21 protein-coding genes are annotated in these 22,202 nt (G+C 52.4%); all 21 read right to left on the bottom strand.

Annotated features, from left to right (window positions below; genetic code table 11):
* Positions 1 to 373 precede the first annotated feature (373 nt).
* Complete coding sequence (lysS, locus tag FCN15_RS16805; RefSeq protein ID WP_138496132.1) at positions 374 to 1,894, bottom strand: lysine--tRNA ligase; 1,521 nt, start codon at positions 1,892 to 1,894, stop codon at positions 374 to 376.
* A gap of 103 nt (positions 1,895 to 1,997) precedes the next feature.
* Positions 1,998 to 2,474 carry a transcription elongation factor GreA gene (gene greA, locus FCN15_RS16800; RefSeq protein WP_138496131.1) on the bottom strand — a complete coding sequence of 159 codons (477 nt, stop codon included), beginning with the start codon at positions 2,472 to 2,474 and terminating at the stop codon, positions 1,998 to 2,000.
* Positions 2,475 to 2,787: 313 nt separating this feature from the next.
* On the bottom strand, positions 2,788 to 3,789 hold the full coding sequence (dusB, locus tag FCN15_RS16795) for a tRNA dihydrouridine synthase DusB (protein WP_138496130.1): 1,002 nt from the start codon (positions 3,787 to 3,789) through the stop codon (positions 2,788 to 2,790).
* A gap of 28 nt (positions 3,790 to 3,817) precedes the next feature.
* On the bottom strand, positions 3,818 to 4,027 hold the full coding sequence (locus FCN15_RS16790; RefSeq protein WP_138496136.1) for a helix-turn-helix domain-containing protein: 210 nt from the start codon (positions 4,025 to 4,027) through the stop codon (positions 3,818 to 3,820).
* Positions 3,979 to 4,536 (bottom strand): 2-amino-4-hydroxy-6-hydroxymethyldihydropteridine diphosphokinase, encoded by a 558-nt coding sequence (gene folK, locus FCN15_RS16785; RefSeq protein WP_138496129.1) that lies wholly within the window; start codon positions 4,534 to 4,536, stop codon positions 3,979 to 3,981. The genes FCN15_RS16790 and folK overlap by 49 nt, the downstream gene beginning before the upstream one ends.
* 9 nt (positions 4,537 to 4,545) lie before the next feature.
* The gene (gene folB, locus FCN15_RS16780) at positions 4,546 to 4,908 is read right to left on the bottom strand and encodes a dihydroneopterin aldolase (protein ID WP_138496128.1); all 363 of its coding nucleotides are present in this window, start codon (positions 4,906 to 4,908) and stop codon (positions 4,546 to 4,548) included.
* A 103-nt stretch (positions 4,909 to 5,011) separates the two neighbouring features.
* The gene (folP, locus tag FCN15_RS16775) at positions 5,012 to 5,848 is read right to left on the bottom strand and encodes a dihydropteroate synthase (RefSeq protein ID WP_138496127.1); all 837 of its coding nucleotides are present in this window, start codon (positions 5,846 to 5,848) and stop codon (positions 5,012 to 5,014) included.
* Positions 5,845 to 6,756, bottom strand: a complete 912-nt coding sequence (locus FCN15_RS16770; RefSeq protein ID WP_138496126.1) for an aminotransferase class IV — start codon at positions 6,754 to 6,756, stop codon at positions 5,845 to 5,847. Before FCN15_RS16770 ends, folP begins: the two co-directional genes overlap by 4 nt.
* Complete coding sequence (pabA, locus tag FCN15_RS16765; RefSeq protein ID WP_138496125.1) at positions 6,753 to 7,346, bottom strand: aminodeoxychorismate/anthranilate synthase component II; 594 nt, start codon at positions 7,344 to 7,346, stop codon at positions 6,753 to 6,755. The genes FCN15_RS16770 and pabA overlap by 4 nt, the downstream gene beginning before the upstream one ends.
* 15 nt (positions 7,347 to 7,361) lie before the next feature.
* Entirely contained in the window at positions 7,362 to 8,945 is a 1,584-nt protein-coding gene (locus FCN15_RS16760; protein ID WP_138496124.1) for an anthranilate synthase component I family protein, read from the bottom strand.
* 291 nt (positions 8,946 to 9,236) lie between these two features.
* Positions 9,237 to 10,175: a cysteine synthase A gene (gene cysK / locus FCN15_RS16755; RefSeq protein ID WP_138496123.1), complete on the bottom strand. Its 939-nt coding sequence runs from the start codon at positions 10,173 to 10,175 to the stop codon at positions 9,237 to 9,239.
* Positions 10,176 to 10,532: 357 nt separating this feature from the next.
* Positions 10,533 to 11,417 (bottom strand): Hsp33 family molecular chaperone HslO, encoded by an 885-nt coding sequence (gene hslO, locus FCN15_RS16750; protein ID WP_138496122.1) that lies wholly within the window; start codon positions 11,415 to 11,417, stop codon positions 10,533 to 10,535.
* A 93-nt stretch (positions 11,418 to 11,510) separates the two neighbouring features.
* Positions 11,511 to 12,278 (bottom strand): type III pantothenate kinase, encoded by a 768-nt coding sequence (locus tag FCN15_RS16745; protein WP_138496121.1) that lies wholly within the window; start codon positions 12,276 to 12,278, stop codon positions 11,511 to 11,513.
* A 3-nt stretch (positions 12,279 to 12,281) separates the two neighbouring features.
* Positions 12,282 to 13,148, bottom strand: a complete 867-nt coding sequence (gene nadC, locus FCN15_RS16740) for a carboxylating nicotinate-nucleotide diphosphorylase (RefSeq protein WP_138496120.1) — start codon at positions 13,146 to 13,148, stop codon at positions 12,282 to 12,284.
* Positions 13,145 to 14,755 carry an L-aspartate oxidase gene (nadB, locus tag FCN15_RS16735; protein WP_138496119.1) on the bottom strand — a complete coding sequence of 537 codons (1,611 nt, stop codon included), beginning with the start codon at positions 14,753 to 14,755 and terminating at the stop codon, positions 13,145 to 13,147. Before nadB ends, nadC begins: the two co-directional genes overlap by 4 nt.
* 35 nt (positions 14,756 to 14,790) lie before the next feature.
* The gene (gene nadA, locus FCN15_RS16730; RefSeq protein ID WP_138496118.1) at positions 14,791 to 15,729 is read right to left on the bottom strand and encodes a quinolinate synthase NadA; all 939 of its coding nucleotides are present in this window, start codon (positions 15,727 to 15,729) and stop codon (positions 14,791 to 14,793) included.
* A gap of 261 nt (positions 15,730 to 15,990) precedes the next feature.
* A complete protein-coding gene (gene ftsH / locus FCN15_RS16725) occupies positions 15,991 to 18,114 on the bottom strand; it encodes an ATP-dependent zinc metalloprotease FtsH (RefSeq protein WP_138496117.1) in 2,124 nt (707 codons plus the stop codon).
* 102 nt (positions 18,115 to 18,216) lie between these two features.
* A complete protein-coding gene (gene hpt / locus FCN15_RS16720; protein WP_138496116.1) occupies positions 18,217 to 18,756 on the bottom strand; it encodes a hypoxanthine phosphoribosyltransferase in 540 nt (179 codons plus the stop codon).
* A gap of 26 nt (positions 18,757 to 18,782) precedes the next feature.
* The gene (gene tilS, locus FCN15_RS16715) at positions 18,783 to 20,267 is read right to left on the bottom strand and encodes a tRNA lysidine(34) synthetase TilS (RefSeq protein ID WP_138496115.1); all 1,485 of its coding nucleotides are present in this window, start codon (positions 20,265 to 20,267) and stop codon (positions 18,783 to 18,785) included.
* Between the two features lie 65 nt (positions 20,268 to 20,332).
* A complete protein-coding gene (locus FCN15_RS16710) occupies positions 20,333 to 21,265 on the bottom strand; it encodes a serine/threonine protein kinase (RefSeq protein ID WP_138496114.1) in 933 nt (310 codons plus the stop codon).
* On the bottom strand, positions 21,249 to 21,992 hold the full coding sequence (locus FCN15_RS16705; RefSeq protein ID WP_138496113.1) for a vWA domain-containing protein: 744 nt from the start codon (positions 21,990 to 21,992) through the stop codon (positions 21,249 to 21,251). The genes FCN15_RS16710 and FCN15_RS16705 overlap by 17 nt, the downstream gene beginning before the upstream one ends.
* Positions 21,993 to 22,202 lie beyond the last annotated feature (210 nt).

Below are 22,202 nucleotides of genomic sequence, written 5' to 3'. Positions count from 1 at the left end.
AGCGTTCGTCCTGAGCCAGGATCAAACTCTCCATAAAAGTAAAGTTTGTAGCTCATTTTGAATCTGACGAGTTGTTACTCGTTGTTTATTTCTCACTCGTTGTTCAGTTTTCAAAGATCAAGCTTTTCATTTCATCGTCATCAGCGACAACTATTATAGAATACCACATCTCAAAACAGTTTGCAAGTTTTTTTCTAAGCTTTTTTTCGAGATAAGGTTCGGCGTCTGCCGGTAAAGAATAATATATTACAGTCTTACATAGATGACAAGCTTTTTTTAATATGCTTTGATCTACAAATAGAGCTAGCCAATAAATAATAAAGGAACAACAAGCGAGCACTTGTTGTTCCTTTACGGATCAATATCATAAAGCTTATTCTTTAGAGCGCATATGAGGGAAGAGCAGCACGTCGCGGATCGACGGGGAGTTGGTCAGCAGCATAACCAGACGGTCGACACCAATGCCCAGTCCGCCAGTCGGCGGCATACCGTATTCCAAAGCCCGGATGAAGTCATCATCCATCTCATGAGCCTCATCATTACCCTGCTCGCGTTCTGCGAGCTGCGCTTCAAAACGCTGGCGCTGGTCAATCGGATCGTTCAGCTCTGAGAAGGCATTGGCATGCTCACGCGCTACGATAAAGAGCTCGAAGCGGTCCGTGAAACGCGGATCCTCGGCATTTTTCTTCGCGAGCGGGGAGATCTCAACCGGATGACCGGTGATAAACGTCGGCTGAATCAGGGTCTCCTCAACAAACTGCTCGAAGAAGGCATTCAGAATATGACCGAATGTCATATGTTTTTCGACAGGGACTTTATGTTCTGCGGCCAGGCGGTGCGCTTCTTCATTCGTCATTTGAACGCCGAAATCTACGCCGGTTACCTCTTTAACCGCATCTACCATGGATACACGGCGCCACTGCGGCTTAAGGTCGACCACTTGACCTTGGTATTCAATCGTCTGGGAGCCCAGCACTTCTTGGGCGATGTGGGCGATCATATTTTCCGTAAGAGACATGATGTCTTTGTAGTCGGCATAAGCTTCATACAGCTCGATCATGGTGAATTCCGGATTGTGACGCGTGGAAATGCCTTCGTTCCGGTAAACACGTCCGATCTCGTAGACTTTCTCAAGGCCGCCGACGATCAGGCGCTTCAAGTGAAGCTCAATGGCGATCCGCATATAAAGCTCCATATCGAGCGCGTTGTGGTGCGTGATGAATGGACGGGCTGCCGCGCCGCCTGCAATGTTATGCAGAGTAGGTGTTTCGACCTCTAGATAGCCATGGGAGTCCAGGTAACGCCGCATCGATTGAATAATACGGGACCGGGCAATAAACGTTTGTTGAACCTCCGGATTGATAATGAGGTCAACATAACGCTGGCGGTAGCGCAGCTCAACATCCTTGAGGCCGTGGTACTTGTCCGGCAATGGATACAAGGACTTGGACAGAAGCTCGAGGCTGAGGACTTTGACTGTAGTTTCGCCGGTCTTGGTTTTGAACACTTCTCCAGTGATCCCTACGATATCACCAAGATCGAGAAGGTCGAAAACGTTATATTCAACCTCCGAAACCGTATCCTTGCGGACATAAATCTGAATCTTGCCCGTGAGGTCCTGAATGTGGGCAAAGCTTGCTTTCCCCATAGCGCGTTTAGCCATAATACGGCCCGCAAGCTTGACGGACACCTTGTTCTCATCAAGGTCTTCCTTGGTCATTTCGTCATACTTCTTGAGGATATCTCCGGCATTGTGAGTACGCTCGAATTTGTTGCCGAACGGATCAACGCCCATATCGCGGAGCTCGTCCAATTTATCGCGTCTAATCTGCAGCAGCTCGCTGACCTCAAGCTCTGAGGTTACATTTTCCTGGCTTACATTCTCTTCAGTCATTACGGTTTCCACTCCTTCATTTCTTCCATGCCTGTCGGCTTAGGTTACACAAAAACAGGGAAAGAAGCTTCCTAAGGGAAGCTTCTTGCATTCATAAAGGTTCTTATTTCTTGATATCAATAATTTTATATTGAATTGTACCTGCCGGAACAGCTACGTCAACAATGGCACCTTTGGATTTGCCGAGAATGGCTTTGCCTACTGGACTTTCATTGGAGATTTTATTCTGCAGCGGGTCGGACTCAGCCGTACCCACAATGACATATTCCATCGTATCGCCAAATTCCAGATCCTCAACAGTTACAGTAACTCCGACGCTCACAATATCAGTATCTATATCATCATTGCTGATAATACGCGCATTGCGAAGCATTTTCTCCAGGGTCAAAATCCGGCCTTCAATAAATGCCTGCTCATTCTTGGCGTCTTCGTACTCCGAGTTCTCACTGATATCACCGTAGCCGATCGCTACTTTAATCCGCTCAGCCACTTCGCGCCGCTTAACGGATTTCAAATTTTCAAGTTCTTCTTCAAGTCTCTTGAGACCATCCTGCGTCAGAATAACTTCTTTATCGCTCATCTCAACCGATTCTCCTGTCATGGGAAAAATTTTCGCCCTCTGCACCCCAGGTGCAGGCCTCTTGGACAAGAGCCTATCATCGCGGAGGCAGCAAGCACCATAGAAGCGGGTGCCGGCCGTGAAGTAATCACGTACTATTTGAGAATATCATATGCAATGATGCAGGAATGAGAACGCACTCATTCCATGGAAGTAATCTCCAAATGGCGAATTTATACTGAGAAATTATAGGTTAACCTCTGCAAATTGTCAATGACACGTAAAATGAAAACAGCCCTGTCATATCCATGTAAATTCAGGAAAAAGCAGCGGTTTAAGCCGGCTGCATCTTGTCTTCTCCGGCTTCCTGCAGCTTAGCAACGAATTCCTTCAGGATCCGTTCCATTTCGTCGCGTCTGGTCTCCTCCATAATGAGGTCTTTAATCCGGGTGCCGCCTTTAAGCCCCTTCAGATACCAAGCGATGTGCTTGCGCATCTCCCTGACGGCGACATGCTCGCCGCGCAGCGCAACTAGACGGTCCATATGAAGGATGGCAATCCGGATTTTTTCTGCTGCATCCGGTTCAGGCATTAATACGCCGGTCTTCAGATATTCAACGGTACGATAAAGCATCCAAGGGTTGCCAAGAGCTCCCCGGCCGATCATCACGCCGTCGCAGCCGGTTTCATCCAGCATGCGGCGCGCATCCTCCGGCGTAGCCACGTCGCCATTGCCGATAATCGGGATGGACACGGCCTCTTTGGCCTCCTTGATGTAGCTCCAGTCTGCTGTGCCCGTGTACAGCTGCTCCCGGGTCCGTCCGTGAATACTGACGGCCTGGCCTCCTGCAGCTTCAACAGCCTTGACATTATCAATGACATAGATGTGATCATGATCCCAGCCAATGCGCATTTTTACCGTTACAGGCTTCTTGACGACGGCTACAACTGCAGCAACCATTTCGTTAATTTTATTCGGATCAAGCAGCCATTTGGCGCCGGCGTCCATCTTCGTTACTTTTGGGGCTGGGCAGCCCATATTGATATCAATGATATCGGCATTCGTCTCCTGGTCGACGATCTTGGCGGCTTCCACCAGGGAATCCTTGTCCCCGCCAAAAATCTGCAGGCTGAGCGGCTTCTCCCGTTCGTCGACGAACAGCATTTCGCGCGTCCGCTCGTTGCCGTGCAGAATCGCTTTGCCGCTGACCATTTCCGCGCAAACCAGACCGGTTCCAAACTCTTTGGCGATCAGGCGAAAAGCCGGGTTGCACACCCCCGCCATAGGGGCCAGTACAACCTGGTTCTTCATTTCAATATCGCCGATCTTCAGCATGTTCTGCACACCCCTTCTATTGTAGATTCTATTTCGTCAGATCTGTAAGTTCCGATACCGTTATGCCCAGGCTGTCTGCAATTTTAGTTAAAATTTGTTCATCTACACGGCGGTTGCCGCGCTCGATTGCGCCAAGGATGGCCAGTGATACGCCGCTCTCGGCGGCAAGCTTTGCCTGGGTGTAGCCTTTTAGTTTTCTGAAGGCGCGGATTCGCTGCGCCAGCTGCATATTTTCCAAAGCCAAATTCCTTTCTTCTCCGGGAGCTGACCTAAAGCCTGATCAATTCTTCCGCGAAGGACTGCCGTGGCAGCCGAATCTGCAAACGGGACAATGTCTGCAAGGGGAACAAGCACGAAGGCCCGTTCCATCATTCTGGGATGCGGCAGGGTCAGCTTGGGTGTGTCCAGGCTCAGGCCGCCCATCCACAGCAAATCAAGGTCAACGGTACGAGGACCCCAGCGGATGCTGCGCTCCCGTCCCAGAAGCTGTTCCGTTTGCAGCATAAAGTCCAGCAGTTCCTCCGGTGACAGGCTGGTTGTAACCGATACAGCCATGTTTACAAAATTGGGCTGTTCTACATAGCCGACAGGCTCGGTTTCGTACATATTTGAACAACGCGTTACCGCAATGCGGGGGTGACCGTCCAGTGTCCGGATTGCTTCCATCAAGGTTGCTTCGCGGTCGCCCAGATTAGCCCCCAACGCTATATAAGCCTCCAAATGCTCAGAGGACATGTGCTCATTCATCGCTTATACTCACTTTCTCGTTCTAAACAGCTCAACCGTTACCCCTTCAAAATGAATGTCAAACGGCGGATGCGGTTTGGTCAGCTTGACCGTCAGCGCACTTATAACAGTATAAGTGTCAAGCAGATCGGATGCAATATGCTCGGCAAGCGCCTCGATGAGCTTGAAGCTCTTATTTTCAACAATAGCTTTGACCCGCTCGTGGACTTCGGCATAATTTACCGTTTTGTTCAGGTCGTCCGTTTCCCCTGCTTGCCGCAGATCCATCTGGAGTTCAAGATCGAGGTAGAACCGCTGGCCCAGCTTCCTTTCCTCTTCAAAAACTCCATGATATCCGTAATACTCCATGCGCCGAAGCACCATCTTATCCATGAACTGCTCCTCCTATGCTGAACTTGGTTCGTGTACATATCTAGTGATAAAGAGAGTAACGAGTATATTTATTATCCGATTATCCGGTAACTATAGCAGCAGATCAACCATACAGCATAGCATCGCACATCAGCGCGGTCTGTTTGATCTCCTTCACGTCATGGACGCGGACGATCTGACAGCCCTGGGCTATCCCGAACGCGACAGTTGCGGCTGTGCCAAATACGGTCTCATCAACCGGTACGTCCAGGACGGTGCGGATGAATCTTTTTCGTGAGGTGGCCAGGAGCAGCGGATAACCCATTTCAGCCAGCTTGTGCAGTGAGCGCATCGCCTCAAGGTTATGCTGATAGGTTTTGGCAAAACCGATTCCAGGATCGAGGATGATCTGCTCCGGCTTCACTCCGGCCCGAAGCGCAATTTCAATGCTTTCCTTAAGATCGGCAATCATATCTTCTGCCAAGTCGCCGTAATCCATGTTGTCCCGATTGTGCATCAGGATGGCCGGACAGCCGAACTCTGCAGCGACAGCAGCCATTTTGGGGTCCTTTTTGAAGCCCCAGATATCATTGATAATGTGGGCGCCGGCGAGCAGCGACTGCCTTGCCACCTCAGCCTTATAGGTATCGACGGAGATCGGGATGTGCGGCGCGGCCTTATGAACGGCTTGAATGACGGGCAGCACGCGGTTCAGCTCTTCCTCCTGACTGACGGGGTCATGACCCGGCCGGGTAGATTCACCGCCTACATCGATAATTTCTGCTCCTGCCTCAATCATGCTTAGCGCATGGGCGACTGCCTTTTCCGTATCGTTATAGAGTCCTCCGTCAGAGAAAGAATCGGGCGTGGCGTTCAAAATCCCCATAATAAGGGTGCGGGGCCCAAGTTCAAAGCTGGCTGTTCCGCAGTTGTATTTACGTTCATAGATGATCGGTTTCATTTTGAATAACCTCCTGTCAGATTCCGATAGCTGTGCAGCAGCTTGAGCGTGAGGGGGCCTGCGGTGCCGCTGCCGATAACAAAAAAGCTCCCGTTCGGCCTAATCACTTTCGTAACCGGCGTAAGCTCCTGAATCGAGCTGGTCAGAAAAATCTCGTCCGCCGAAGTCAACAGCTCGCGGCCAAACCGGCCTTGAATCACCTTCACGCCCGCTGCTTTAGCCAGCTCGATTACTTTGCTGCGGGTAATGCCGGGGAGGATTCCCCGATCAATGGAGGGCGTATGCAGCTGTCCTTCCGACACGATAAAAAGATTGCTGACAATGCCCTCGGCAAGCTCGCCGTCACGGGTAAGCAGCAGTCCCTCCGAAGCAAGCCCTTCCGGATTGGCCTGGGAGCCAAACCGGCGTTCCAGCTCCATCAGCTCCTGCTTCGCCATAATATTGTTCATATAATGAAGCGACTTAAGCCGGACCGGCGTCTCCGGCGTATTCCTTGGCGTGCTGAGCACATACAGCGCTTTGCCTCTCGTGTACAGATCTGCTGCCGGCTGCGGCAGCGGCCTGACGTAGACCACCTCAGCGGGATGGCCATAGGGCTCGCTCGGCAGACCAAAAGGAGCTTCACCGGCCGTAAGCGTATAACGGATATAGGCGTCCTGCAGCCCGTTAGCTGCCATCAGCTCCCGGATCAGCGCCATAATGCCGGCTTCATCAAGTTCAGCGCGTATACCGACGGTCCGGCAGCCGTCCCTCAGCCTGTCCAGGTGTTCTTTGAAAAGAAAAGGAACCCCGCTATAGGTGCGGAAGGTTTCAAAAAGGCCCATACCGTACAAAAAGCCATGATCCATAACGGATACCATGGCTTGGGCGGCAGGCACGAGGGTGCCGTTTATGCCGATATAATTCATACGCTCGCTTCTTTCTTGGTACGCTTTGTGCGCTTCAGAAAATTCTTCAGAATCGCACGGCCATGATCGGTTACGATGGACTCCGGATGGAACTGTACACCTTCAACGTCGTACTCTTTATGACGCAGTCCCATAATCTCTCCCGCTTCAGTTTCAGCCGTGATCTCCAGGCAATCCGGAAGCGAGCTGCGCTCTACCAGCAGGGAATGATAGCGTGTTGCTGTAAAAGGGGAAGGAAGTCCTTCAAACACCGATTGTCCGTTATGGAGAATCGGCGATGTTTTGCCATGCATCAGGCGCTCCGCCCGGATCACATTCCCGCCAAAGGCCTGGCCGATAGCCTGGTGTCCCAGACAAACGCCGAAGATCGGAATTTCACCCTTAAACGACTCGATCAGCGCCAGGCTGATCCCGGCTTCATTAGGCGTACAAGGACCCGGAGAGATCAGGATATGGTCCGGGTTAAGCCGGCGGATGCCATCCAGGTCAATCTCGTCGTTCCGCTTCACGACAACCTCTTCTCCAAGCTCACCCAAATACTGTACCAGGTTATACGTAAACGAATCATAGTTATCAATCACCAAAATCATCTAAACTCAGCTCCTCTAGTCTCCGGCCAAAGCCGCCTGCTCCCGGATCAGTTCGCTGAAGCGGACCGCCGCGCGGGCAGCTCTTGCCTTATTCTCACACTCTCTGTACTCCCTGTACGGATCAGAGTCGATAACGACTCCGGCTCCGGTTTGGATATGACCGTAACCATCTTGTACAATCATAGTCCTGATGACAATATTTAATTCCATATTTCCCCGATAGTCAATCCATCCGATAGATCCGGTGTACGGGCCGCGGGTTACCGGCTCCAGCTCCTCAATGATCTCCATGGTCCGCACCTTGGGAGCACCGGTAATAGTTCCGCCCGGAAAAGCAGCAGCGATCAGGTCAAACAGGCTCCGCCCTTCCGCCAGCTCCCCTTCCACCTGCGAAACAAGGTGCATCACATGGGAGTAATGCTCCACTTTAAGCAGCTCGCTGACCCGGACCGAGCCGTAAGCGGCCACACGGCCCAGATCATTGCGCTCCAGGTCGACGAGCATAATATGCTCGGCCCGTTCCTTCTCGCTGGCCAGCAGCTCGGCGGCCATGGCGGCATCTTCCGCCACATCTTTGCCCCGGCGGCGGGTTCCGGCGATCGGGCGGGCGCTCATCCTTCCTTCGTGCAGGCTGACCAGCAGCTCCGGCGAGCCCGAAACAAGCTGGAATTCCGGAAACCGCAGCAGTCCCATATAAGGGGAAGGGTTGGTCAGCCTGAACCATTCATACAGCTCTTCAGCGGTCGCTTCCAAGCGGCGCTGTCGGCGCATCGACAGGTTCACCTGAAAAACATCGCCTGCAGCGATGTATTCCTTGATCCGCCTGACGGCCGCCTCAAATCCAGCTTGGCTGAACGCAGAGCTCCAGCCTTCCTCGGCCATCGGCGCAGCCAAGTCCCACTGCGGCGGAGCGGAAGCGAGCTGGCGGCGCAGCTTATTTTCCGATGAGAACTCGGCTTGAAGGACAAGCCCGCTCCAATAGTCGAGCATAGCTTCTGCCTGGCGGGCAGCCTGCTCATACTGCTCATGAAGGAGCTTCCGGCCATTCTCCTGCGCGGCTTGCTCAGTTAGAGGAACATGCACGATGGCATAAACCTCGCCGGCTTCATGGTCGTAAACCCATACCTCCTCCATCCTCATCCAGATATAATCATCAAGCTGAAGGTCGTCTTTGGCCAGACGAGGCAGCTTCTCCAGGGAACGGGCCACGTCATAGCTCAGATAGCCCACAAACCCGCCGCCGAATTTGGACATTTCCCCCATCCCGCTAAAAGAAGGGGCACGATAGCGCTGCATCCAGCTTTGGAGCAATTGGAGCGGCTCGCCGTAAAAATGCTCCTGTTCGTTTTTTTCCACGTGAAACAATTTGGCTGTATGGCCCTTGCCGCGGAAGACCTGAACCGGGTGTGTTCCTGCTATTGTATACCGGCCGTCCTTCCCGCTCTCCAGCACAAACGAATACGGCGAGGCCTGTCTCCACAGTTCCTCCCAGCTTTGCGGAAGCTGCTGTCCTGTCCGTTTGACCGCATACGGGAGCATGCTCCAGCCGTCCTTGCACCAGGACTCCCACTGGTCCAGTGCCGTCAAAATCCTGTCCATGTCATCCCTCGTTCTATAGGCGTCGCTTCTTATTGTCTGCTAGTATACTAGACCCGCTATGCTTTTGACCAGCCAATAAAAACAGACATAAGAGAATTCACATTCTCCATGGGGAGTGGGCCATGAGCGATGGGCAATAGCCAAACGCCGGGAAGCGGCATAAAGCGGGCAGCCTGAAAAATAAAGCCCCGCCTCTCCTGAATCAGGATCAGCGGGGCTCATATTAACGCTAAACGTAAGCTAGAACGTTGGAACCTCGAAACTTCTCGGAATTAGCCTTGATCTCCGGAATTAGCCTTCGAAGTTGTAAAGCGGAGTGCTCAGGTAACGTTCGCCGTTACTTGGGATAACAGCTACTACGCGCTTGCCTTTGCCCAGCTCTTTCGCTACCTTCAAAGCTGCGAATACAGCTGCACCGGAAGAAATACCGGACAAAATGCCTTCTTCTTTAGCTACGATGCGGGCTTGTTCAAACGCTTCTTCATTCTCAACATGAATGATTTCGTCATAAATTTCACGGTTCAGAATCTCAGGGATAAAGTTTGCGCCAAGACCCTGAATTTTGTGAGGACCTGGTTTGCCGCCCGACAAGATTGGGGAAGCCGCAGGCTCGACCGCATAAATCTTGATGCCAGGGAAGTTCTCCTTCAGCACTTGGCCTGCACCGGAGATCGTACCGCCTGTACCGATACCGGCTACAAACGCATCCAGCTTGCCGTCCAGGGAGTTGATCGCTTCCACGATTTCCGGACCGGTAGTTTCACGGTGGATCTTCACGTTAGCCTGGTTGCGGAATTGATCGGCCAGAAAGTAATCCGGATTGGCAGCCAGAATTTCTTCCGCTTTCTTAACCGCACCGTTCATACCTTCGGATCCTGGAGTCAGAACCAGCTCAGCACCATAAGCGCGAAGCAGGTTGCGGCGTTCAATACTCATGGTTTCAGGCATAACGATGATTGCCTTGTAGCCTTTAGCAGCTGCGACAAGCGCAAGTCCGATACCGGTATTGCCGCTCGTTGCTTCAACGATCGTGCCGCCCGGCTTCAAATGTCCGGATTTCTCAGCTTCTTCTACAATGCTGTAAGCAATACGGTCTTTAACGCTTGAACCCGGATTTTGGTACTCCAGCTTCACATAAATTTCAGCGCTGTCCTCAGGTACAACACGGTTCAGGCGGACAAGCGGAGTATCCCCGATCAATTCGATTACATTGTTAACGATTCTAGCCATAATGTTTACCTCCTCAAATTAGTCCTTAAAGATATAATTCGGTGGTGCGGTGAACAGTGGGACGGTGTAAGTATAATTATTATAGTTATGCCAGCCCGGAAATTCCTTGGTCCATGGTGCGTAGTGCGTGATGTACCTGATGATTTATTTCCGAGTTATTAAGTAGGTATTTATTACTATTATCTTAACAATCTTCGTTACTTCTTGTCAATATGAACTGCCGCAGCCCGCCTGACTTACTGTCCCCATGTAAAAAAATCCCCCTTCGCGCTTCAACAACGCTCGGAGGGACCTCTGAAAGATGGGGTTACTTTCCCATCCTTAATTTATTTAAGCAGCTTCAAATCATCAGCCTTATTAGTTCTTGGCCTGATTCAGCAGCTCTCTCATTTCGTTCCCGTTAAATTGATAGGCCTCCCGGCAGAAGTCGCAGACCACTTCGGTGACTTCGTCTTCCTCAATCAAACGGTTCAATTCTTCTTCACCCAGGCTGATCAGCGTACGCTCTACCCGCTCGCGTGAACAGCTGCATTTAAAGGTGATATCCATTTCGCTCATAATCTGCACGTCAGGCAGCAGCCAGCGCAGCATTTCTTCTACGCTCATGCCCTGCTCCAGCAGAGAGGTAACCGGCGGCATTTGAGCCACCGACTGTTCAATGGCGGAGATTTCACTGTCCTCAAGACCCGGCAGCAACTGGATAATGAAGCCTCCCGCTACGATAACCGAGTTGTCGATGTCGACAAGCACGCCCAGCCCAACAGCTGAAGGCGTCTGCTCAGAGAGTGCAAAATAATAAGTAAAATCCTCGCCAAGCTCGCCGGATATAATCGGCACACTGCCGCGGTAAGGCTCTTTCAAGCCCAGATCCTTGGTGACATGGATAAAGCCTGTGGTGCCGACTGCACCGGCCACATCCAGCTTGCCCATGCTGTTGCTCGGCAGATGCACATGCGGTTCGTGGACATATCCGCGCACCTCGCCTTTGGCGTTGGCATCGACAACGATCTGCCCGAGAGGGCCGTCCCCTTTTACCTGAATGGTCAATCTTTCCTCGCCCTTCAGCATGGCACCCATCATGGCCCCTGCCGTTAAGGTGCGTCCCAGTGCAGCTGTAGCCGTAGGGTAAGTATCATGCCGGGAGCGCAGCTCTTCAACAAGAGCCGTCGTCCGCACCGCGAAGGCACGTACTTTGCCGCCCATTGCCATCCCCCGGATTAACCGGTCTTTTTCCTGTTCCATTTCGTACATGCCTCCTTATGTTTGGGAATCTGTTTAACTCTTCAAACCGTTTAACCCGTCTCACCTGTTCATCTATTTCAAATCCCGATCTGGTCAGGCGTTCCGCTCATAAATCAGGCGAAGCCCCTCCAAAGTAAGCATGGGATTCACTTCCTGAATCGTCTCCGTCTCACTTGCAATGAGCTCGGCCAGCCCGCCGGTTGCCACTACTTTTGGAGCGGTGCCCATCTCTTTGGCGATCCGCTTCACGATCCCGTCAACCTGCCCGGCATATCCAAAAATAATCCCGGCCTGCATCGCGTGAACGGTGTTGCGGCCGATGACCTTCTTGGGCTTCTCCAGCTCGATGCGCGGCAGCTTAGAAGCACGCTGATACAGCGCTTCTGTAGAAATGCCGATTCCCGGCACAATGGCGCCGCCCAGATAATTATTGCCAGCATCAATACAATCAAACGTCGTTGCCGTTCCGAAATCGACCACAATCAAAGGCCCCCCGCCGTAATGCTCCACTGCGGCCACGGCATTCACGATCCGGTCGGCACCGACTTCGCGCGGGTTCTCGTACCGGAGGTTAAGCCCTGTCTTGATGCCGGGCCCGACAACAAGCGGCTTTTTCTTCAAATAAATTTCGCACATCCGCTCCAGCACATGCATCAGCGGAGGAACTACGGAAGAGATGATAACTCCTTCTATATTCCCTACATCAATTTTAGACATTTGAAACAAGTTATAAATCAGCACTCCGTACTCATCAGTCGTTGCCTGACGGTTGGTGCTGACTCTGAAATGATGCAGGAGCTCATTATGCTCATAAATGCCCCATACAATATTGGTATTGCCTACATCGACCACAACAATCATGGTTTACCTCTCTTTCTTGGCGTTCAAGTCGAGGCTGATATCCAGATTCTCAAAAGAGTAAGTCAACCGGCCCACAGAAATAATATCTACTCCGGTCTCTGCAATGGAACGGATGGTCTGCAAATTGACATTGCCTGAAGCCTCAACTTTTACATGCGGAGCAGCCGCTTTAATTCTTCTGACCGCTTCCCGCATCAGATCGGCAGGCATGTTGTCCAGCATAATGATATCAGCACCTGCAGTCAAAGCCTCTTCAACCTGCTGCAGGTTCTCGGTCTCCACCTCAATGGTCATGGTATGCGGAATCTGTACCCGCGCCCGGCTGACCGCCTGAGCAATGCCGCCAGCTCCCTTAATATGATTATCTTTGATCATAACGGCATCATATAAACCAAACCGGTGGTTATGTCCGCCTCCCGTGCGTACGGCGTATTTTTCGAGCATCCGGTGTCCCGGGGTTGTCTTGCGCGTATCGACCAGCCGGGTTTGAAGCCCCTCAAGAGCATCGACGTAGCTCCGGGTACGCGTCGCGATGCCGGATAACCGCTGCATGAGATTCAATGCCAGACGTTCACCCGTCAAAACGCTGTGTGTGCTGCCCTCAACCGTAGCCAGAACAGTCCCTTTGCTGACCTTCTGCCCGTCCTGCACTTTCGGAGTGAATACCAGGCTTGGGTCGACAATTTCAAACACGAGGCCCGCGACCGGCATGCCCGCGATAACACCTTCATCTTTGGCATGGATAATCCCCATCGACTGCTCTCCCGGAGCAATGGTTGCCTGCGTGCTGATGTCTCCTGAGCCTACATCCTCTCTAAGCCAGCCCTTGATGGATTCCACCAAAGCCTCATTATAACCGTTTAGGATCATACGCTTTGTTCCTCCGCCATTTCTTGATTGCGGCTGCACAGCTGATGCTTGCGCCACTGTTCATCGTTCCGGTCGGGAAAATCCTCCCGGTAATGCCCGCCCCGGCTCTCTTCCCGCTGAAGCGCCATTTGAGCGATCAGCAGCGCAGAAGTTACCATATTGGCAAATTCCAGCTGCTCAGCCGTTATTAATTTGGATTGAAAAATCATCTGCTCCCGCTTCAGCACCTCCAGCCCTTCCCGCAGCAGCAGGCCGCTGCGCCGCAGGCCGACCTTCCGGACCATCGTCTTCTGCAGCTTAAGCCTTCTCTCCGCGAGATCACGACCCGGTTCAGCCATTCGGCCTCCCGTATTATAGCCTGCACAGCGCTGCTCCGGCAGAGGCTCCAGCTCTTTCATCCGTTCCACGATCCGCGATCCGAACACAATCGCTTCCGACAAGGAGTTGCTGGCCAGCCGGTTCGCCCCATGCACCCCGGTGGAAGAAACCTCGCCGCAGGCAAACAGTCTAGGAATGTTAGTCTCTCCATGCAGATTGGTCCGTACGCCTCCCATCATATAATGCGCAGCAGGCGCCACAGGAATCCAGTCTGTTGTCATATCCAGGCCATAACTCAAGCAGGTTTGGTAGATCGTAGGAAAACGGTGCCGGATCACCTCCGGCTTCTCATGCGTGATATCCAAATACACCATATTGGCGTGAGTCTGCTCCATTTCACTAACGATGGCCCGGGCCACAATGTCACGCGGGGCAAGCTCCAGCTGATGATGATACTTGTCCATAAAACGCTCGCCCCGGCTGTTGCGGAGCACCGCGCCTTCACCGCGGACCGCCTCAGAGATCAAGAAGCGCGGAGCCCCCGCATAGCACAGGGCTGTCGGGTGAAACTGGATGAATTCAGCATCCCGGATCACCGCACCTGCGCGGTAAGCCATGGCCAGTCCATCTGCCGTAGCTACATCCGGGTTGGTCGTATAGCGGAACAGCTGCCCGGCCCCGCCTGAGCACAAAATAATCGCCGTGCTCTGCAAATAAAGCCGGTCGCCGTCCGGGCGCTGAACCAGCACACCGCGGCAGCCCAGCTCGTCCTGCACCAGATCAATCACAAAATGATGCTCGAGCAGTTTAATATTGGAATGAGCTCTGGCTTTGGCCGCAAGAGCGCGGGCAATCTCGTAACCCGTAGCATCCCCGTGCGCATGCAGAATCCGGCGATGGCTGTGCGCGCCCTCCTGCGTTAATGCCAGCTTTCCGTCCTCCAGGTCAAACTCCGCTCCCATGGCAATCAGCTCACGAACAGCTGCAGGCCCTTCCTCTGCGAGCACTTGAACCGCGTCTAACCGGCATAATCCGGCCCCGGCGATGAGCGTATCCTGAATATGCTCGTCTGTGGAATCCTCCTCTGACATAACAGCAGCAATGCCCCCCTGGGCATAGCGGGTGTTGCTCTCCATCAGCTCTTTCTTTGTGATAAGAGTCACTTTATGGGTCTCGGCTGCCTTCAAAGCGGTGAACAGGCCGGCAATTCCAGAACCGATAATGATCACTTCCGTATAAGCCGACGGCATCTTGTTCAAATCAAAATCGACCAAATATTGCGGGATCATCGTCTTCACCTATCTAAACAAGAGAGTAGCGCATGCTACTGAACTTGTAACATGCGCTCTAAGGAAGTTCTAGCCTTGTCGGCAACCGCAGGCGGTACATAAATTTGGGGCTGCATCGTTTCAAGACATTTGACCAGCTTCTTTAAATTGTTCACTTTCATGTTCGGGCAAACAAGGAACTTCGTCGCAAAATGGAACTCCTTATCCGGGCTGTCCAGACGGAGCTGATATCCGGTTCCATCTTCTGTACCTACAATAAACTGTTTGGCGCTGGAATTCTTGCAGTATTCCAGAATCGCCGTCGTGCTGCCGACAAAATCGCCCATGGCTACCACTTCAGGCCGGCATTCGGGATGAACAACAAATTCAGCATCCGGATACTTGGCTTTCATCTCCATCACATGTTTGACCGTCAGCATGTCATGGGTGTTGCAGTAGCCTTCCCAAATAATCATTTTCTTGTCTGTATGCTGCTGGACGTAATGGCCCAAGTTCTTGTCGGGAACCCAAATGATTTCTTCTGCATCAAGCGATTGAATGACCTTAACGGCATTGGATGACGTACAGCAAATATCGGTCTCCGCTTTGATCTCAGCCGAAGAGTTGATGTAGGTCACGACCTTAGCGTTTGGATGCTGGGCTTTCAGCTTGCGGAGTCCGTCTACATTAACCATATCTGCCATCGGACAGCCGGCGCGTTCATCCGGAATGAGCACAGTCTTGTTGGGCGCCAAAATTTTTGCGCTTTCTCCCATAAAGTGTACTCCGCAAAAAACAATCACGTCAGCGTCCGTAGCCGCCGCTTTCTGAGCAAGCAGAAAAGAGTCGCCTCTAAAATCGGCGACCTCTTGAATTTCATCGCGCTGATAATAATGAGCAAGTATAATGGCATTGCGTTCTTTCTTAAGACGAAGAAGCTTCTCTCGCAGCTCGCGGTTCTGCTCCGCTTTCCGCTCCAAAGCCAATGCTTCCACCTTGGTCCCCCCCAAAAACTCTCGCAGCATAAGCCGCCGCGGCGTTTATAATTGTTCGTGAATATAAATTCATAGAAATGCCAGCATTGATAACAACTAATTTACACAACGTTAGTGCCTCTGTCAATTGACTCAGCGGCTGCAGCGGCTTGAAATAAGTGCAGACAGCAGGCAAAAAGAAAAGCTGTCTTTAAAGGGAAATCCCTCTAAAGACAGCTTATTCAGGACCATTCCGTGATCCTTCCCATCAGCAGCGGTTTATTAAACCCGGTTGCCGCCGTTGTTTGGATCATCATTGCCGTTACTTCCGCCAGTCTCGGGACGATCTGTCGGCAGGTCGCTCACCGTTCCATCAGGCGTATCCACTGGAACATCTCGGGAAGGCTCGCCTTCACCCGGAATGTTGTTCGGAATATCGCCCTGCGGGATAACCGGCTCCGTTTCATCTTTGCCTTGAATGCGGACGCGCACATCACCTACATTATCGATGATTGGAGCGCCGGATTCATTGCTGCCGCTGTCGCTGCTGCCGTTATCATCGTTATCTTCTTCGATGCGGCCGTTCTCGATCAGCTGCTTAATGTCTTCGAGCTCCAGCGTTTCACGCTCAAGCAGCGTTTCTGCAATCAGGTGGACTTCCTTCGTATGCTTTGTCAGCAATTCGCGGCAGCGTTCGTAACAGTCGTTGATGAAGCGCTGCATCTCCTGATCGATTTCGTAAGCGATCTGATCGCTGTAATTCTGTTCGTGTCCGATGTCCCGGCCCAGGAATACCTGTCCCTGGGAAGTGCCGAACTGCATCGGTCCGAGCTTCTCGCTCATGCCGTATTCGACGATCATGCTGCGGACAATGCTAGTTGCCTGCTGGAAGTCGCTGTGCGCACCGGTTCCGATTTCACCGATAAACAGCTCCTCCGCTACACGGCCGCCAAGCAAACCGGTAACGCGGTCAAGCAGCTCCTGCTTGGTTACGAGCATGCGGTCTTCTTTCGGCATCATGATTACATATCCGCCAGCACGTCCGCGAGGAATAATCGTAACCTTGTGGACCATGTCTGCATGCTCCAGGAAGTAACCCACGATCGTATGGCCTGCTTCGTGGAAGGCCACGATCCGCTTCTCACGGTCACTGATAACGCGGCTGCGTTTCTCCGTACCTACGATGACGCGGTCGATCGCTTCATCCACTTCCGTCATGGAGATATCTCTGCGGTTGCGTCTTGCTGCCAGGAGGGCTGCTTCATTCAGCAGGTTCTCAAGGTCAGCACCGGTAAAGCCGGTAGTACGCTTCGCGATGGTGTTAAGATTCACATTCTTCGTAAGCGGCTTGTTGCGGGCATGCACTTTCAGTACCGCCTCACGGCCTTTAACGTCAGGACGGTCGACCGTAATCTGACGGTCAAAACGACCCGGACGAAGCAGCGCCGGATCCAGAATATCCGGACGGTTGGTTGCCGCTACGATAATAATACCTTCATTCGCACCGAAGCCGTCCATCTCAACGAGCAGCTGGTTCAGCGTCTGCTCGCGTTCGTCGTGCCCGCCGCCGAGTCCGGCGCCGCGCTGACGGCCAACGGCGTCAATTTCATCGATAAAAATGATACATGGGGCATTCTTCTTGGCATTCTCGAACAAGTCGCGGACACGGGATGCGCCGACACCGACGAACATTTCCACAAAGTCCGAACCTGAAATGCTGAAGAACGGTACGCCAGCTTCGCCGGCTACGGCTCTGGCGAGGAGGGTTTTACCGGTTCCCGGAGGACCTACAAGCAGAACCCCTTTAGGAATACGGGCTCCGACTGCGGAGAACTTCCGGGGATCCTTCAGGAATTCTACAACTTCAACAAGCTCCTGTTTCTCTTCGTCTGCCCCCGCTACATCTTCGAACGTTACTTTCTTCTTCTCTTCGTTATATAAGCGGGCCCGGCTCTTGCCGAAGTTCATGACTTTACCGCCGCCGCCCTGGGCTTGGTTAAACAGGAAGAAGAACAAAATAAACATAATCGCCAAAGGAATAATGGAGGTCAGGAAAGTAAGCCAGATGCTTTCCCCTTCCATTGGCTTTACACTAAATTTAATATTATTCTGCTCTGCCTTATTCGTTAATTCGCTTATGACAGCAGTATCATAAGGAACGTAGGTGGTAAAGTTCTTGGATTTATTATCCCCAATTTGCTCTTTGTATTTGCCGGTTACCCGATAGGTATAGCCGTCAAACTGCGCGGTCATTTCCTCTACCTGATTCGCTGCAAGCTGCTGGCGCAGTTCATCATATCTAGGGGTGTTTGCCGATTCATTACCGCCGCTGAGGAATTGGACAATGCCCACCACAACTAAGAAAAGTATCAAATAAAAACCAGAATTCCGGATGAACCGATTCATCCCCTACCTCCTCTCAAGACACATTAGTTATTTTACCATAGCCGTTGCGGCGTTCTCAACCGGACGAACCGGCGCTTCCGGGCAAGGCTCGCGCCTTTGTCCCTAGGTTGTATAAATCTCTGGCTTAAGTACTCCGATGAAGGGGAGGTTGCGGTACTTCTCGGCGTAATCCAAACCATAACCTACAACAAATTCGTCTGGCAATACGAAGCCCGTATAGTCAGCCTGCATGTCGACAGTCCGGCGGGCCGGCTTATCGAACAGGGTAACTACTACCGTCGATTTGGCACCGCGGCGGCGCAGCACATCGATCAGATAAGTCAGGGTCAATCCGCTGTCAATAATGTCTTCAACAATGAGGACATCGCGTCCTTCAACGGATGCATCCAGGTCTTTAATAATTTTAACCACTCCGGAAGACTTTGTTGAAGCTCCGTAGCTGGAAACCGCCATAAAATCAAGCTCAATCGGCACCGTGATCTCCTTTATCAAATCCGCCATAAAAATAAAAGCGCCTTTGAGCACGCAGATCACAAGCGGGTTGCGGCCTTCATATTCCTTGCTGAGGATGGCCCCCAATTCCGCTACTTTGTCTTCAATTTGTTTCCGGGTAATGAGTACTTCTTGAATGTCGTTCTGCAACTTAACGCGAACCTCCTAAAGTTATACTATGAATATCTGTCTCCACCCATGACCGACAGGACATCTGCGCTTTCGGCCTCCCATTTCATCGCAATTACAGACTTTGTTCCTTGCCGCACCAAAGCGGCATCCGAACGCCGAATGCCTGGAATCCAGAGAATCCGGCCCGCTGCGTCCGCGATCAAGGGGATCGTATTCCGAGAGGATGGTGGAACCTTGTCATCAATAAAGATATCTTTCACCTTTTTGCTTCCGGAAAGTCCAAGCACCCTCATGGCGTCACCCGGCAGCCGGAAGCGGACCGTGAGCGGAATATCAAGCTCGTCCGCATCAAACAGGGCTTCATCATGGCTAAGCGGTTTCAACTCTTCTGGCACTTTGCTGCCCGGCAGCCGGCAGATATACAAAATCCGGCCTGTTCCGGGAACCGGGACAGCGGCCGGCAATGTATCCACAACACACTGGTAACCAGCTTCTAATCCTTTATCGTTCTGTACAAGGAAACAAAGGGCGTCATACTCCCGGCGGCAGATAGCTCCCCCGCCAAGGTCGATCCGCCATGTGGTTGGCTGCGCCTGCAGCGCTCCGAGACGAACCGCTTCAATCTTGGCAAAATCCGATTCTTCCGTATTTAAAGGCAGATAAGTTAATATTAGTTTAATCAACCTCCGTTGTAAAGCGACATGTAGCCCCGCCAAAGAACCGCAGCTTAAGCGCATTAAACCGTCTGATCCGCGCTTAACCAGGCGCTTCATTTCTTCTTCAGCAGCCTTGGCCATAAAGTCGTCTTCGCTGCCGGCAATCTCCGCCAGACGATTTAATGAAGGGATGAACTGACCATTATATTGCCCCAAAAAAGGAAGCACATCCAGCCTCACCGCATTTCTTGCATACTTGGTCGATGAGTTGCTGCTGTCTGTCACATAGTCCAGCCCATTCTCCTCGCAAAGACGAATCAGGTCTGTCTTGTACATACGCAGCAGCGGGCGGATGAGTTCCACATTTTTTTCCTTACGCTTCATGCGCATGCCGCCCAGGCCGCTTAACCCGCTGCCTCTCAGCAGCTTTAGCAGTACCGTCTCCGCCTGATCGTCCCCGTGATGCGCCAGCGCAATAGAGGCGGCCCCGTACCGCTCTGCAGTCTGATGCAGAAACTCGTACCTTAACTTTCGCGCAGCCTCCTGCCCGCCCATCTTCTGTTCCTTCATATAAAGGGGGGCATCAAATTCAGCGAGCTCGAAGGGCCAGCCGTACCCCGCAGCCAAAGCGCGGACAAACCCGGCCTCCCCGGCTGATTCAACCGGACGGAAGCCATGATTCACATGGGCAACCACAAGCCTCAGCCCGAGTCCCTTCTCTCTGGAGATATGGCTTAATATATGCAAAAGGGCCACAGAGTCCGGTCCACCCGAAACTGCGACCACAATAATATCCTCCGGCGACCACAAGCCGTTCTCCCGCGCAAGCTCCATAACCTGCACCACTGCCCGGCCTAACATTAGCGGCTCCATCCGAAATCCCTTCCTTCTACCTTTCACTTCCGCAGCCAGCATGCCCCGGGCTCAATCGTTTGCCTCTAGCGGAAAAATAAATAAAGAGCAGAGCCCAGCAGGCCTACGGATACGACAAAAGCCCCTGTCAGCCAGCCGGGTGTTGGCTTGCGTGATCTTCTTGCGGCAGGTCTTCTGCACACCGTCCGTTCCCAGTATTGGCAGGCCTCCCGGCTGTCCTCGAAATGACCCGTCAGGCCCCGCTTCAGCCAGCCGGCATAAGGCTTTAGCCTCGGCTGATTGTCAACGATCTTCAAAAGATCCTGGTTGGTCCGCATTTGCGGCAGGCTCCGCGCGGCTCTCTTCAATTCGTCTCCGCAGAGAAGGTGAATGCATACAACAGAGAAAGAAAACCAGTCATACGCCGCATCGGCAGTCCGGCTCCCTGCATTCCAGAAGCCGCGGTCATACCATTCGGTAAACTGCTTGACGCTCCGGCCCATCTGGCTTACGCCGCCGTAATCAATCAGCTCGACATCGCCGTAACCGCCGGCCATAATATTATCAGGCTTCAAATCGCCAAAGACAAATCCGGCAGCGTGAAGCCTGGCCAGCTGCTTGAGGACATTCAGTCCGGTAAGATCCAGCCAATCCGCGCCCCGGCGGAAGATGAACAGGCTCAGCGGCTCCCCTTTTACATAACGCATTATATAAAAAGGAACTTGTCTCCCGGCCAGCTCGGCATCGTCCACTTCGATTAGAAAGGAAGCGGAGTCCCTTGCGCTTCTGCGGATACCTCTCTCGTGGAGCGTCTTCAGCACATTGATTTCGGACTGCAGATCAACCGTATCAAAGCCAAGCTTAAGCGCGTACTGACGCCCGCTGTTCTCCTGCTGAACCAGATAAACGACACCATTGGAGCCTTGGCCCAGCAGCTTGTGAATCCGGTAGCTGCCTCCGAGCCAGCGGCCGCGGATAACCGTTCCCGGTACTAAGTCAAGATCAGTGGACGTAGTCACTGAGAATTCCTTCTCCTGCACCTTTTTCACCCAGATCTGTTTGATGTCCATTAAGTGTACCATAACGGAAGAAATCAATCACCTTGAGGAGCGCAGGTCCGGTAGGCGTTGCCCCCTTCATCACCAGCCGCTGAAACAGGGAACGCGTGCTCTCCAGATCGGAGGTCCAGCCAAGATCCTGCACACACGCTTCATCCCCATGACTCCCCGGAAAATGAAAAACAGCGATCCGGCTGCTGCCTTCCCTTGCGCCCAAACTAAGCATCAGATCTCTGATTGCCTCTTCAACTGCCGCAAGTTTAGGCTTCATGCTTGCACTGACATCAATCAGCAGTGCCACATCCAAAGGAGAGGTCTCCGTAAGCTCGTCCATGACTTCAACTACCTCGCTCCGTTTGGCTGGAGACAGCGATTCAAGGGACTGATGATTTCCAAGGATTTGCTTTAACTCCTTATTAACCGCCTGCTGAATGGTCTGAACCACGGTCTTCCTTGTCATCATCTGCATCGTTCTGGACAGCTGCCGCGTGTCCGCCAGTCTGCTCATTCCGCCCCCGGCTCTGGCAATTTCCTGTATCTCCTGAGCTCCCATTTCACCTATCGTTCCATAGTCAATAATCCCGACGACATTCACGGTAATACCCTCCTGCCGGGCAAAAGAAGCCGCCATAACCGGACTTTGACCCACATTGGAGCAGCCGTCCGTAATTAAGAGAATCTGTTTCATGATTCTTCCCCCCGTTTCAATGATTCCGCTCCATGCCGGAGTAACTTAACCCGCCATTTCTTCTATCTCTAGCATGGCCATCGAAACTAGCATTTAAACGTGAGAGGAGGATTTTTAATAGGAGAATCATGCAGGAAACCTGGGGCCCGGACGTTCTGCCTCTTAAAAAAAGAAAGCAGAAGAATAACCGCAGCTCACCCTGCGGCTTTC

It is taken from the genome of Paenibacillus pinistramenti, assembly GCF_005869875.1.
In the GTDB taxonomy this organism is placed as follows: Bacteria; Bacillota; Bacilli; order Paenibacillales; family Paenibacillaceae; genus Fontibacillus; species Fontibacillus pinistramenti.
Note: the sequence above shows the minus strand (reverse complement) of the source record. Positions and strands in the feature narration are given on the sequence as shown.

Coding starts and splice junctions, on each gene's coding strand:
- hslO (WP_138496122.1), bottom strand. CDS start 11,417: ATGGAACAGGAAAAAGACCGGTTAATCCGGGGGATGGCAATGGGCGGC.
- greA (WP_138496131.1), bottom strand. CDS start 2,474: ATGAGCGATAAAGAAGTTATTCTGACGCAGGATGGTCTCAAGAGACTT.
- nadB (WP_138496119.1), bottom strand. CDS start 14,755: ATGATCCCGCAATATTTGGTCGATTTTGATTTGAACAAGATGCCGTCG.
- cysK (WP_138496123.1), bottom strand. CDS start 10,175: ATGGCTAGAATCGTTAACAATGTAATCGAATTGATCGGGGATACTCCG.
- lysS (WP_138496132.1), bottom strand. CDS start 1,894: ATGACTGAAGAGAATGTAAGCCAGGAAAATGTAACCTCAGAGCTTGAG.
- ftsH (WP_138496117.1), bottom strand. CDS start 18,114: ATGAATCGGTTCATCCGGAATTCTGGTTTTTATTTGATACTTTTCTTA.
- folP (WP_138496127.1), bottom strand. CDS start 5,848: ATGAAACCGATCATCTATGAACGTAAATACAACTGCGGAACAGCCAGC.
- pabA (WP_138496125.1), bottom strand. CDS start 7,346: ATGATTTTGGTGATTGATAACTATGATTCGTTTACGTATAACCTGGTA.
- FCN15_RS16705 (WP_138496113.1), bottom strand. CDS start 21,992: ATGAAACAGATTCTCTTAATTACGGACGGCTGCTCCAATGTGGGTCAA.
- folB (WP_138496128.1), bottom strand. CDS start 4,908: ATGGATAAGATGGTGCTTCGGCGCATGGAGTATTACGGATATCATGGA.
- dusB (WP_138496130.1), bottom strand. CDS start 3,789: ATGCTGAAGATCGGCGATATTGAAATGAAGAACCAGGTTGTACTGGCC.
- folK (WP_138496129.1), bottom strand. CDS start 4,536: ATGAATGAGCACATGTCCTCTGAGCATTTGGAGGCTTATATAGCGTTG.
- FCN15_RS16770 (WP_138496126.1), bottom strand. CDS start 6,756: ATGAATTATATCGGCATAAACGGCACCCTCGTGCCTGCCGCCCAAGCC.
- FCN15_RS16745 (WP_138496121.1), bottom strand. CDS start 12,278: ATGATTGTTGTGGTCGATGTAGGCAATACCAATATTGTATGGGGCATT.
- FCN15_RS16760 (WP_138496124.1), bottom strand. CDS start 8,945: ATGGACAGGATTTTGACGGCACTGGACCAGTGGGAGTCCTGGTGCAAG.
- nadC (WP_138496120.1), bottom strand. CDS start 13,148: ATGATCCTAAACGGTTATAATGAGGCTTTGGTGGAATCCATCAAGGGC.
- tilS (WP_138496115.1), bottom strand. CDS start 20,267: ATGGAGCCGCTAATGTTAGGCCGGGCAGTGGTGCAGGTTATGGAGCTT.